Source organism: Streptococcus sp. 1032 (genome assembly GCF_013277015.1).
In the GTDB taxonomy this organism is placed as follows: Bacteria; Bacillota; Bacilli; order Lactobacillales; family Streptococcaceae; genus Streptococcus.
In genome coordinates, this window is sequence record NZ_VMMD01000011.1 from 18,038 (window position 1) to 30,764 (window position 12,727).

The 12,727-nt window shown below is 42.1% G+C and carries 11 protein-coding genes; 3 read left to right on the forward strand and 8 right to left on the reverse strand.

Going from position 1 to position 12,727, the window contains the following annotated elements:
- Nucleotides 1-24: 24 nt before the first annotated feature.
- Nucleotides 25-1,041, forward strand: a complete 1,017-nt coding sequence (locus HT711_RS02930) for an NAD(P)H-dependent glycerol-3-phosphate dehydrogenase (RefSeq protein ID WP_173234523.1) — start codon at nt 25-27, stop codon at nt 1,039-1,041.
- 21 nt (nt 1,042-1,062) lie between these two features.
- Complete coding sequence (gene galU / locus HT711_RS02935) at nt 1,063-1,962, forward strand: UTP--glucose-1-phosphate uridylyltransferase GalU (RefSeq protein ID WP_173234521.1); 900 nt, start codon at nt 1,063-1,065, stop codon at nt 1,960-1,962.
- 53 nt (nt 1,963-2,015) lie between these two features.
- Here the strand turns inward: galU and HT711_RS02940 are convergent, their stop codons facing one another.
- From HT711_RS02940 to pbp1b, 6 genes are all read right to left on the reverse strand, one after another.
- The gene (locus HT711_RS02940; RefSeq protein ID WP_173234519.1) at nt 2,016-2,690 is read right to left on the reverse strand and encodes a rhomboid family intramembrane serine protease; all 675 of its coding nucleotides are present in this window, start codon (nt 2,688-2,690) and stop codon (nt 2,016-2,018) included.
- Nucleotides 2,674-3,213, reverse strand: a complete 540-nt coding sequence (locus HT711_RS02945) for a 5-formyltetrahydrofolate cyclo-ligase (protein WP_173234517.1) — start codon at nt 3,211-3,213, stop codon at nt 2,674-2,676. The genes HT711_RS02940 and HT711_RS02945 overlap by 17 nt, the downstream gene beginning before the upstream one ends.
- 11 nt (nt 3,214-3,224) lie before the next feature.
- Nucleotides 3,225-4,355, reverse strand: a complete 1,131-nt coding sequence (locus tag HT711_RS02950; RefSeq protein ID WP_173234515.1) for an N-acetyldiaminopimelate deacetylase — start codon at nt 4,353-4,355, stop codon at nt 3,225-3,227.
- A gap of 67 nt (nt 4,356-4,422) precedes the next feature.
- On the reverse strand, nt 4,423-5,121 hold the full coding sequence (gene dapD / locus HT711_RS02955; protein WP_173234513.1) for a 2,3,4,5-tetrahydropyridine-2,6-dicarboxylate N-acetyltransferase: 699 nt from the start codon (nt 5,119-5,121) through the stop codon (nt 4,423-4,425).
- A gap of 228 nt (nt 5,122-5,349) precedes the next feature.
- The gene (locus HT711_RS02960; protein ID WP_173249727.1) at nt 5,350-6,261 is read right to left on the reverse strand and encodes a DMT family transporter; all 912 of its coding nucleotides are present in this window, start codon (nt 6,259-6,261) and stop codon (nt 5,350-5,352) included.
- 82 nt (nt 6,262-6,343) lie between these two features.
- Complete coding sequence (gene pbp1b / locus HT711_RS02965) at nt 6,344-8,809, reverse strand: penicillin-binding protein PBP1B (RefSeq protein ID WP_173214494.1); 2,466 nt, start codon at nt 8,807-8,809, stop codon at nt 6,344-6,346.
- A gap of 141 nt (nt 8,810-8,950) precedes the next feature.
- Here pbp1b and tyrS point away from each other — a divergent pair, with 141 nt between their 5' ends.
- The gene (gene tyrS, locus HT711_RS02970; RefSeq protein WP_000546884.1) at nt 8,951-10,207 is read left to right on the forward strand and encodes a tyrosine--tRNA ligase; all 1,257 of its coding nucleotides are present in this window, start codon (nt 8,951-8,953) and stop codon (nt 10,205-10,207) included.
- A 77-nt stretch (nt 10,208-10,284) separates the two neighbouring features.
- Here tyrS and HT711_RS02975 read toward each other — a convergent pair whose 3' ends face one another.
- Together HT711_RS02975 and HT711_RS02980 are read right to left on the reverse strand one after the other, a co-directional pair.
- A complete protein-coding gene (locus HT711_RS02975) occupies nt 10,285-12,345 on the reverse strand; it encodes a heavy metal translocating P-type ATPase (protein WP_173234507.1) in 2,061 nt (686 codons plus the stop codon).
- A gap of 1 nt (nt 12,346) precedes the next feature.
- Nucleotides 12,347-12,625, reverse strand: a complete 279-nt coding sequence (locus tag HT711_RS02980; RefSeq protein WP_000910910.1) for a DUF6110 family protein — start codon at nt 12,623-12,625, stop codon at nt 12,347-12,349.
- Nucleotides 12,626-12,727 lie beyond the last annotated feature (102 nt).

Below are 12,727 nucleotides of genomic sequence, written 5' to 3' on the forward strand. Positions count from 1 at the left end.
AAGAACTCTATCAAGGAGGAAATCATGGAAAAACAAACCATCGCCGTCTTGGGGCCTGGTTCTTGGGGAACTGCCCTTTCACAAGTCTTAAATGACAATGGACACGAGGTACGTATTTGGGGAAATCTTCCCGAGCAAATCAATGAAATTAATACACACCATACTAATAAGCACTACTTTAAAGATGTCGTCCTAGATGAAAATATCATTGCCTACACTGACTTAGCAGAAACATTGAAAGATGTGGATGCGATTTTGTTTGTTGTCCCAACAAAAGTGACACGACTTGTTGCCCAACAAGTTGCACAAACCTTAGACCATAAGGCTATCATCATGCACGCATCAAAGGGATTAGAACCCGATAGCCATAAACGATTATCAACCATTCTTGAAGAAGAAATTCCTGAACATCTCCGTAGTGATATTGTCGTTGTTTCAGGGCCTAGTCATGCAGAAGAGACCATTGTGCGTGACCTGACTTTAATCACTGCTGCTTCTAAAGATTTACAAACAGCTCAATACGTTCAAGAGCTCTTTAGTAATCACTACTTCCGACTTTATACCAATACGGATGTTATCGGGGTCGAAACCGCTGGTGCTCTTAAAAACATTATCGCTGTTGGCGCCGGAGCTTTACATGGTCTGGGATTTGGTGACAATGCCAAGGCAGCCATCATCGCTCGAGGATTGGCAGAAATTACCCGCCTAGGGGTAGCACTCGGGGCCAGTCCATTGACCTATAGTGGCTTATCTGGCGTGGGAGATTTGATCGTAACAGGAACCTCCAGCCACTCTCGTAACTGGAGAGCTGGAGATGCCCTTGGTCGTGGAGAATCTTTAGCTGATATCGAAGCCAATATGGGCATGGTGATTGAAGGAATTTCAACGACTCGAGCAGCCTACGAACTAGCGCAAGAACTTGGAGTCTATATGCCCATTACACAGGCCATTTACCAAGTTATCTACCAAGGAACCAATATTAAAGATGCCATTTACGACATCATGAACAATGAATTTAAAGCAGAAAATGAGTGGTCTTAACCCTCTAGAGAAAGGATTCTTATGGCACTGAAAGTGAAAAAAGCAGTCATTCCTGCCGCTGGACTAGGAACTCGATTTTTACCAGCAACCAAGGCTCTTGCCAAAGAAATGTTGCCAATTGTAGACAAACCAACTATCCAGTTTATCGTGGAAGAAGCTCTCAAATCAGGTATTGAAGATATTCTGGTTGTCACTGGTAAGTCAAAACGTTCTATTGAGGACCACTTTGATTCAAATTTTGAGCTTGAGTACAACCTCAAAGAAAAAGGTAAAACAGATCTGTTAAAATTGGTAGATGAAGCAACTGGTATGCGCCTCCATTTCATCCGCCAAACTCACCCTCGTGGTCTTGGAGATGCTGTCTTACAAGCCAAAGCTTTTGTGGGGAATGAGCCCTTCGTTGTTATGCTGGGTGATGATCTTATGGACATCACAGATGAGAATGCCGTTCCTTTGACAAAACAATTGATGAATGATTACGAAAAGACGCACGCATCAACCATTGCTGTCATGCCCGTACCACACGAAGACGTTTCATTATATGGAGTCATTGCTCCTCAAGGTGAAGGAATCAATGGTCTCTATAGTGTTGAAACTTTCGTTGAAAAACCAGCTCCCGAAGATGCTCCAAGTGATTTAGCGATTATCGGTCGCTATCTTCTCACACCAGAAATTTTTGAAATTCTCGAAAAGCAAGCTCCAGGCGCTGGAAATGAAATCCAGCTTACCGACGCTATTGATACCCTTAATAAAACACAACGTGTTTTCGCCCGTGAATTTACAGGAGCTCGTTACGACGTTGGGGATAAGTTTGGCTTTATGAAAACATCTATTGACTACGCCCTCAAACATCCACAAGTCAAAGATGACTTGAAAGATTACCTCATCCAACTTGGAAAAGAATTAGCTGAAAAAGAATAACATAAAAAGATAAGGTTCAAAAAATTCCTTATCTTTTTTCATTACACAAATTTTCATCCCATTCCCCTGTAAAGAAGCAAGACTGTGATTCCTACGAATAACACTACTGCTCCTAACCTCTGGCTAGCGCTATACATCCGTCTTTCTCCTCGAACTGGAAAGATAATTGCTAGAAATGCGCCACCAACTGCACCTCCGATATGGCCTGCTAGGCTGATTCCTGGAATCAGAACACTTCCAATAATGTTAATCACAAAAAGTGTCAGATAAGATTGACCTAGCTGTTGGATATAGGGATTGCGAGTTGCATAGCGAAGAATGATAATCGCGGCAAATAGACCATAAAGAGAAGTGGAGGCACCTGCCGCTAAGGATTTGGGACTAAACTCAAAAACAAAGAGATTGCCCATCATTCCTGATAAGAGATAGAGAAAGAAAAACTGCTTAGGACCGAAAATTTCCTCTACCTGCCTACCAAGATAATAAAGCGAAAGCATATTAACAATGAAATGCTCCCACCCAATATGAACAAAAATGGCAGAGAAGAGACGCCAAACCTGCTCAGGAAAGAGACGAATGACAGGCCCGTACATGGCTCCAAATTGAAATAAGGTATCCGCCCTGTAAAAGTTTCCACCTGTGGTCACCAACATTAGTAGAAATACCAAGGCCGTCACTAAGAGGAAGAAACTCGTCACAGGGTAACGCCTATCAAAGATTTCCTTCATCAATCAGAACCTCCTGAACAGGAATATCATGCTTTTCAGGGATAAAGTCCTGAACTTGATAATGATAAACCGTACTCAAAGTATGACCAGAAAAATATTCCAGATAGCGGTCATAATAACCTCCGCCATAGCCAATTCGATATCCCTTTGTCGTAAAAGCCAGCCCTGGAACATGAATCAAATCAATCTGAGAGGCATCCACCACTTCCAAATCTCCCTGTGGCTCCAGTAATCCAAAGGAAGTTTTTACCAACTGCTGTGGATCATATACCACAAAGTCCATGCGCCCCTTGGGATAAGTTTTGGGTATCAGAACCTTCTTGCCGTCCTTCAGCGCCTGCTCAATCAGTTCCTGCGTTTGAAATTCATGAGGAAAAGAGAGATAGGTTGCGATGACCTTGGCTTCTTGGTAAAAGGGATGCTTTAAAAATCGCTCGGTTAAAGCTTGATCCATAGCCTGTTTTTGCTCTCGAGGGATAGCCTTCATGTCCTGCAAGACTTGCTTGCGTAATTCCGATTTCATAGATAATTCCTCTACTCTGCTGCCTTCTTTTTTAAGAAACTAGAGACCGCATCCACCCCAATAGCTAGTGCCTCTTCCTTAGGACTCATCTGAGGGTGATGAAGGGCGTAGGGACTATCGATACCCAGCCAAAACATAACGCCATCAACCTTTGAAAGGAGATAACCAAAGTCCTCACCTGTCATAGCAGGCTCGATATCAATCAACTCGATTCCGTCTTTCTCTTCAAAGAAGTCCATCAGTTCACGCGCCAAGACTGGATGGTTCTCAACAGGCAAGTAGCCCCCTTGTTTGAGTTCGACTTCGACTTCCATATCAAAGGCAGCTGCAACTCCTTCTGCAACTGTTTTGACCCTTTTTTGCACCAAGAGGCTCATGTCCTGTGTCAAGGCACGAATGGTTCCATGTAAAAAGGCTGTGTCTGTGATGACATTGTTGGTTGTTCCAGCTTGGAAAACGCCAAAGGTCACCACTGCTCCCTCGATTGGGTTGACATTGCGGCTGACAACTGACTGCACTTGGGTCACAAAGTAACTAGCCGCCACCAAAGCATCATTGGCTTCATGCGGAAAGGCCGCGTGTCCCCCTTTTCCTTTGAAACGAATCTTCACCTCACAAGTCCCTGCAAAGAGAGTGTGTGTATTGGTCGCAATCTGTCTAACCTTCAAATCCGGACGAACATGAAGACCATAGAATTGGTCTGGCAACCAGTCTCCAAAAGCGCCGTCCTCATACATGAGCATCCCACCAGCTTCATTTTCTTCAGCAGGCTGAAATAGGAAGAGCAGATTGTTCTTTGGTTGCTCCTCAAGGGCGCGCTCGAGACAGCCCAAGGCAATGGTCATGTGGAAATCATGGCCACAAGCATGCATACGATCTTGGTGTTGAGAGGCGAAAGGAAGGCCTGTTTGTTCGACGATAGGCAGACCGTCTATATCTGTTCTCCAACCAATGGTACGCTCTGGCTGACTTCCCTGCAAATAAACCAAAATCCCTGTCCGCCAAGTACGAACTTGGACAAAATCCTTGCCCGCAGTCAATTTCTCAATCAGATCCAGCAAATAAGCATGAGTCTTGAACTCCTCCAAGCCAATCTCCGGAATCTGGTGCAAATCTCGTCTAGTCTGAATCAAATCTAACATCTATCTATCCTCCTATATAGCAGAAAGAGGCTGGAAAAAGGGTTCCGCCTCTTTATTACTTTTACAATTACAAGGTACGAAGCGCATCCTCTAACGCTGTTTTTTGTTGGGTTTGGGCATCAATCTCTTTGATGATACGAGCTGGAACACCTGCTACCACCACGTTTTCTGGGACATCTTGGGTAACAATAGCTCCTGCTGCGACAACTGAACCACTACTGATTTGGACTCCTTCGATAACCACTGCATTAGCCCCGATAAGAACATTGTCTCCGACACGGACTGGTTCAGCGCTAGCTGGCTCAATCACACCTGCAAGAACAGCACCTGCACCAACGTGGCTGTTTTTCCCAACGATAGCGCGGCCACCAAGGATAGCCCCCATGTCAATCATGGTTCCTGCACCGATTTCAGCACCGATATTGATAACTGCTCCCATCATGATAACAGCATTGTCACCAATTTCAACCTGATCACGAATAATCGCACCTGGCTCAATACGAGCGTTAATCTCACGTTTGTCTAGCAAGGGAACTGCAGAATTGCGAGCATCTTGCTCAACAACATAGTCTTGATTTTCTACCAAACCATCAAGAAGCGGAGCCACGTCCTTCCAGTCTCCAAATAGGACATTTCCTAGTTTAACAACAGAGCTTGGTACAGCAGTTGCGAGTTGTCCATCAAAGGTTACTTTCACACTGGTTTTCTTTTCAGCATTGGCGATAAATTGGATAATTTCTTGAGCATTCATTTTTGTAGCAGTCATAAAAGGCCTCTCATTCTTTATAATGATAACTATTCTACCAAAAAAGGCCTCAAATTTGAAGCCTTTTTGTTTGTTTTTAGGTATGATTTTTAGGGATGTGAGATAAAACGTGCTGTCGGTAAAAGCAAGCCCCTACCGATACAACCTAAAAACAATCTTCACAACTATCTCCCCGTGTTTTATTGACTATTCTAGTATAGCACACTTTTAGAATTAAGAAAAGACTTTTTATCTACTTTCTTTCGCTTCTTCTATAGACAAAAATATCATAGGTAAAATAATCAAGGCCATAGCTAGAAGAAGGGACCAATCCACCACCAATCCTAAAAACAAAACACTCAAGAGAGCAGAGGAGAGAGGTTCACTGGCACTGATAACAGAAACTACCAAAGGAGAGACCAAGGACACTGCCTTCATGGAGATGAAAAAGGCAAAAGCCGTCCCAAAGAAAGCGATAATGAGGCAAATCAAGATACTCCAAATATCAAGAGTAAAGGAAAGCTGATACACTGGCGAGAGGACATTGCTAAACAAACCTGCCAAAATCATCCCCCACCCAACCGTAGGAACAAAACCATAACGCTTAGCAAAAGGTTGGGGCAAGATAACATTAAACATAACACCCATGGCACTCAGCAAACCCGTTATAAGAGCTAGTGGCGTCATGGATAACTGAGAAAGATCGCCTTTTGTCGCCATCAAGCCAACACCCAGCATAGCAATCAAAACATAGAAAATAGCACTTTTCGACGCTCGTTTTTGATAAACCAAGCGATTGTAAAAGAGGATAAAGACAGGACTGATAAACTGTAAAATAGTTGCTGTCGCAGCATTTGAGTATTCTACACAGAGATAGAAAAAATACTGAACTGAAAAAATCCCTAAAATAGCATAAGCTAAAAAGGGCAGGTAATTTTTCTTATCTCGCCAAATATCTAGCACTTGCAATTTTAATTGCATCGCAGACCAAATGAGAACAAGACTTCCTGCCAGCGTCAGACGCATAGAGGTAATCCAACCAGAAGACACCTGATAATGAGTAAAGAAATACTCTCCTAGAATCCCACAGATTCCCCATATCAAGCCGGATAGGAGCGAATAAATGGTCCCTTTAACAATCTTTTTCTGATACTGATTCATACCTTTATTGTAACACGAAAGGAAAAAAGAAAAAAGTGGCAATCCATTGATTCGCCACTTCATTTAGCACAGTTTATAGAACTTATCGTCTCGCCCTTGAAGAAGAAGGTCGTGTAGTACTTGAGTTACTGCTATCACTAGAGCTACTACTTGAACTGCTGGAGCTTGATGGAGTTGGTAGACTCCCCACGATGCTAGACCAAGCATTCTGATAATCCGCATCACTTCCACCAATAGCAAAGCGATAACTGGTCGTTGGCGCTCCTGTCTTATTAGCCCAATAGCTGGTAACAGTCGAACCTGTAACATCTACCTCTTTTCCTTCAACAGAAACCTTCCCTGGTTTTTGACCTGTTGATTTCAAGACTTCGGATTTTACGACACTAGGATCTAAAGCGAAGCGCTCGTTCCCCCAAATGCTTGGTGAGGCTTGCTGAATCGCATTTACCAGATGAGCCATGTAATTAGAGTTATTGGAATAACCTGCTCTACGTGACAATGAATGATTATCATCATGCCCAATCCAGCCACCTAGGGTTAATCTAGGTGTCGAAAGCATGAGCCACATATTTTCGTCTTGGTTGGTTGTCCCAGTCTTCCCAATCCAATCTGCATTAGCTAAAGTAGGATTTAAAGAAGTCAGGTTAGCCTTGAAGGTTGTTGTCACACGAGAGGATAGAACTTCTCGCAACAAGCCCTGCATAATTGTCGCAGTAGCTTTTGAATAGACTTGAACCGGTTTATCCTGATACTCATACACCACTCTACCATCTGCTGCTTCAATTTTAGAAATCACATGCTTCTGATGATAAACTCCATTATTAGCCAAGGTCTGATAGCCATTGGTATGCTGGGCAACTGTGACTTCAATACCACCACCCATTGGCAAGCTCTCAATACCGTACTCAGGAATCTCGTAACCCATCTTTTCCATATAACCCTTGACATCAACACCCTTTTCACGGAGCATACGATAGGTCCAGTAAGCAGGAATATTCCATGAATAGTTCAGAGCTTCTCCCAAGGTCATCATTCCTGTTCCCTTGCTATTAGCATACATAATCGGATTGCCATTAGCAAAATTTGTTGGATAGTTAGATAGAATCGTTTCGCTTCCCATCAAGCCCTGGTCAATAGCAATCCCGTAGGCCAGCAAGGGCTTGGTAGTAGAAGCTGGCGAACGTTTGGTATCAAAGGCATGATTATTTTGATTTTCTTGATAATTACGACCACCTACAAAGCCTAGAATAGCACCTGTTTGGTTGTCCATCAAGACATTCCCTACTTCTACACGACCTGTTCCATCGTCTAAAAGATAGCCATAGTCAGCAACCGCATTTTGCATGGCAGAATGAATTTTCTGGTCTATGGTAGTAGTAATCTTATAACCACCATTTTCAATTTCCTTGGCTGCCAAATCACGATAAAACTTCTGAGTTGCCTCATTTTTCAACTCCTTAGCGGAGACATTGTCTCTCTGAGCTAGATAGTCATACATACGTTCTTGAGCTTCTGCCAAAGTTGTAAAGTATAAATAGTCTCGTGAAATTCCTGTGACCGTGCCCGATGGTAAAAAGTCCTGTTTAAGGTCATAATCCTTGTACTGAGAATACTCGTCTTTGCTTAAGGCACCTGTACGATACATACTGTAAAGAACTGCCTTAGCCCGTCTTAAGCCAATTTCTAGGTCTTCATCACTCTTCAACTCCCCAGTATTTTCATAAGGAGAGTAGGTAATGGGACTCTGTGGAAGTCCTGCTAAAAATGCTGCTTGAGGAACCGTCAACTGACTGGCATCTACACCGAAAATCCCCTCAGCTGCCTGCTGAGCTCCTGCAATATTCTGCCCCTTATTATTTCGGCCAAAGGGAGCCACATTGAGATAGGTCGTTAAAATCTCATCCTTATTCATGGCACGTTCCAAGGCAAGAGCATCCACAATCTCTGTCGCCTTACGAGCCAAGGTCGGCGCATCCCCAACCACCTGCTGTTTAATCAGTTGCTGGGTCAAGGTTGAACCCCCACTAGAGGAACCCAAACCTACAAATTTCCCCAAGGTCGCACGAATCACCGCCTTGGGCACTACACCCTTATGTTCTTTAAAGTGTTCATCTTCCGTCGCAATGATAGCCTTCTTCAGATTTTCCGAAATTTGCTCAGATGAGATAGAAGTGCGCAACAAATCACTCTCTATGGAAGCAATCACCGTCCCGTCCGAATAGGTAATCTCTGAAATAGAAGAGATGTCCTTGACCTGATTCACCAATTCTTCTGTCTGAGGCACCCGAACCTTGTCAAATAAGGCCACTCCGTACCCCAAAGCAATCCCGGCTCCCAACATTCCTCCTATAAAACCAAGCACAAAGAGTAAGTTAAATAAGGCTTTTATACTTAGTAAAATAGCTGGAAAAACGGCTGACTTATCTAAGGTTTTAGATTTTTTGGTACTTGAACCTTTCTTGCCAGGTCTAGCTGATTTTTTATTTTTTTGTTTTTGCTGGAAAAATTCCAGCATTTTTCGTTTTAATTCATTTAATTGATTTTGCATGGATTTCCTCACTCTATCTATTATACCATAAAAGGGAAACTTTCAATAAAATAGCCACTTTCTTCCCTATTCTGCTAGGCTATTGCCCGAGTTTATGATACAATAGGTAGAAACAATAATTTTAAAAAGGAGAAAAGACACATGCACATTTTTGATGAGCTAAAAGAGCGTGGTTTGATTTTTCAAACGACTGATGAAGAAGCTTTGCGTAAAGCCCTAGAAGAAGGTCAAGTTTCTTATTATACTGGCTACGATCCAACTGCTGACAGCCTTCACCTAGGCCACCTTGTCGCAATCTTGACAAGTCGTCGCTTGCAACTAGCAGGTCACAAACCTTATGCGCTCGTTGGCGGTGCTACTGGTCTCATCGGAGATCCGTCCTTCAAAGATGCTGAACGTAGTCTCCAAACAAAAGACACAGTAGATGGCTGGGTCAAGTCTATCCAAGGACAACTTTCTCGTTTTCTTGATTTTGAAAATGGCGAAAACAAGGCTGTCATGGTCAACAACTACGACTGGTTTGGCAGCATCAGCTTCATTGACTTCCTCCGTGATATCGGAAAATACTTCACTGTCAACTACATGATGAGCAAGGAATCTGTGAAAAAACGAATTGAAACAGGAATTTCTTACACTGAGTTTGCTTACCAAATCATGCAAGGGTACGACTTCTTCGTCCTTAACCAAGACCACAACGTAACGCTTCAAATCGGTGGTTCTGACCAGTGGGGAAATATGACAGCTGGTACCGAATTACTTCGTCGTAAGGCTGACAAAACTGGTCACGTTATCACTGTTCCACTGATTACCGATGCAACTGGTAAGAAATTTGGTAAATCAGAAGGAAACGCAGTTTGGCTCAATCCTGAAAAGACTTCTCCATACGAAATGTACCAATTCTGGATGAATGTCATGGATGCTGACGCTGTTCGCTTCTTGAAAATCTTTACTTTCTTGTCACTTGATGAGATCGAAGACATCCGCAAACAATTTGAAGCAGCTCCACACGAACGCTTGGCTCAAAAAGTCTTGGCTCGTGAAGTCGTCACACTTGTTCATGGCGAAGAAGCTTACAAAGAAGCCCTCAACATCACTGAGCAACTCTTTGCAGGAAACATCAAAAACCTTTCTGTTAAAGAACTCAAACAAGGACTTCGGGGTGTACCAAACTACCAAGTTCAAGCAGATGAAAACCACAATATCGTAGAACTGCTCGTGTCATCTGGTGTGGTTAACTCAAAACGCCAAGCCCGTGAAGACGTTCAAAACGGTGCTATCTACGTCAACGGCGACCGCATCCAAGACCTTGACTATGTCTTGAGTGATGCTGATAAGTTAGAGAACGAACTGACTGTTATCCGTCGTGGGAAGAAAAAATACTTTGTATTGACTTACTAAACTGTTCAACATTTACCTATAAACAAAGGAGTTACCCTCGAGAAAGGTAACTCCTTTTTGCTGTGAATAGTCCCTACCTATCCCTTAATAGACAGGCTACGCAGTACAATGCGTAAGGTTGTTAGATTATGTAAGATAGAAAGATTTGAAGGGCTGAGCCAGTTAAACAAGCCAAAGCCAATCAAACTACTATTTACGACAACGGTATCTTGAATATTCTTCTTGATGAGTGTTTGCAAAGATGATGATAGCCAATCCAACTCTTGGAAGAAATCCAAGCGATTATCTAACAATAAGATATCACTCATCTGCTTAGAAATATCTGCACTCTCATTCATCACCACACCGATATCTGATAGGGTTAGAGCAGCTGAGTCATTCAACCCATCCCCAACCATCAAAATAGTGTGACCTGCTTTCTGCAGTTCCTCTACTAACTCAAATTTCCCATCAGGTTTCAAGTCTGTATAGACCTGATCAAAGGGCAAATCTTTGACTAATTCCTCTGTTCTAACCAAGGTGTCCCCTGTTGCCAGAATCAATTTTTTCCCTTGTGCCTTAAGTTTCTCCAAGGCTGCTTTTGCTTCTTTTCTCAAAGGAGTATGAATGCAGAACATTCCAATCAATTCATTCTGATAAGCCAAGAATAAGAGATTGTAGTGGCTCTTGTACTCTTCAATTAAAGCATTTTGTTCTGAACTGATATGAATTTGCTCATCCTGCATCAAGACATAATTCCCAATAAGAACTGGTTGCCCATCTATATGAGATTTAATCCCCTTGCTTGCGATATATTGGAGTTTCCCATGCATTTCCTCATGTTCAATTCCCTCTATCTCGGCTTGCTTGACGATGGCATTAGCAATAGGATGATAAATGTGTTCCTCAAGACAGGCACTGATTCTGAGAATATCTTCCTCACTATAGTCCCCAAAAGGTAACACCTTTTCAACTATAGGATAACTAGTTGTGATTGTTCCCGTCTTATCAAACAAGAAAGTATCAACTTCCAGATATTTCTCCAGAACATCCCCATCCTTAATCACCATTTCACGATTCAACCCCTCCTTGATAGCTGTCAAATAAGCTACAGGAGTAGAGATTTTCAAAGCGCAGGAGAAATCGACCAATAGGAAAGAGATAGCCTTAGAAAAAGAACCTGTTAATAGGTAAGTCAGTCCAGCCCCCAAGAAATTATATTTGACGACCTTATCCGCCATCTTGATGAAATAGCGTTGTTTCGTTTTCTTGTTTTCTTCAGATTTCTTCATCAACTCAATCAGTTGTAAAATCCGGCTGTTCATCTGATTATCGGTTACACGAATGCGTAACTCTCCAGTTTCTAATACTGTATTTGCACAAACCGAATCAAACTCTCTTTTTTCAACTGGAAAACTCTCTCCCGTCAAGGAACTTTCGTTGACCATACCTAAACCTGAAACTACTTGTCCATCAAACAGAATTTCATTTCCTTGAGATAGGACCAAGACATCTCCTATTTGAACATCGGAACTCTTGATACTAACGACCGTATCCCCCTGTACTAGAAATACATCGCTCTCTTTTGCAAGAAGGCTTTGTTCTAAATCTGTTGCCGTTTTTTTCAAGGACCACTGATCTAAATGATTCCCCAAATCAAGCATAAACATGATATTGCTAGCTGTCTTGGATTGGTTCATAAATAAGGACAATAAAATCGCCGAACAGTCCAAAACCTCCATCGTTAGTTCCTTACGCGCTAGTGTTTGATAGGCTTCTCTAATATAACCAAAAGCCTGATAACAAGTCCATATATAGCGAATAGGATACGGCACAAAACTACGAAAAAGTATACGCTTAATCGCTGCACCTGAAACTATAGAATAAGCACTCTCTTCTCTACGAATGGGAAGAGTCATCAACTCAGAAACATTCCCTTTATCAATTCTTTTTAAAAAGGCTTCTGCATTATCTAATACAGAAAAGCCTTCTTTTATACGTAGAGTAAAGTGCTGTTGATCCATGTAAAACTGGATAGACTCAATCCCCTTTTCATCTCTCGCCAAGGAACGAAGATAGTCTTGAATATCCAAGGTGAGTGAAAAAGAAGATGATAGTCGGATATGTTGGTATCCTCTATGTAGCACTTTAAAAGACATATTATTCTCCTATAAGGCTATCTAATTGCTCTTCTTTTTTCTCTTGCTCGTACAAATATTTGGCATCTTGCAAGACATCGTCTCCATGTTGCTTCACAACAGAAACAGATGCGTCTAGCCCGTCTTTCAACTTGTAAGCCTTAGCCAAAGCTTTAGAATAACCTTTTTTAGCTTCCTTACTTGCCAAGATTTTCAAACCAAGGGTACCAAATGCAACTCCACCTAAAAAGAGTGATGATTTTTTCGCAACTTTTGCGACGGTCAATACTTCTTTTAACATACTTATTTCCTCCTAGCTATTATTATATAACAATTTAGATATAAAAGCAATTTAATTTTGGCACTTTGAAAAGTAATTATACTAGCTAACTTCTCAAAGTAA